This is a genomic window from Telluria sp. AZSoR62 (genome assembly GCF_058111565.1).
On the sequence record NZ_JBYTST010000137.1, the window covers coordinates 1 to 370 of the forward strand.

1 protein-coding gene is annotated in these 370 nt (G+C 52.2%); it reads left to right on the forward strand.

All coding sequences use genetic code 11. The features are described from left to right. Positions 1-176: 176 nt before the first annotated feature. Positions 177-370: hypothetical protein (locus AC3XQU_RS23235; protein WP_489876516.1), on the forward strand; the 194-nt coding region annotated here is incomplete at its 3' end.

Below are 370 nucleotides of genomic sequence, written 5' to 3' on the forward strand. Positions count from 1 at the left end.
AATTCAGTCGTGTGAACAAGGGGGGGTATGTGCTGTTTTTGTTGACAGAACTCAAAGTACTTGTTCCGCGCTACTCACCCCGCCCTATCCCTACCGACCAGTCAACCCTCACTGATTGCCGACTCGCATCATCAAACCTGGCCGGCGTCGGCCTGTCATCGCCATCGGAGAAACCCATGAACGAACATCACCTATCACTGCCAGATAAAATTCAGGCGGCCCTAAAAATCCACGACGAAAACAAAAAAGCCTATTTGTCTATTCGGGAGCGCTTTGCGGGCTTGAGAGCGCGGGAAGAAAAACATCGCAAAACAGCCAGTGCGGCCGAGCAGCAAGCGATGCTGAATGGTAGTACCTGGCGGAAGCTATT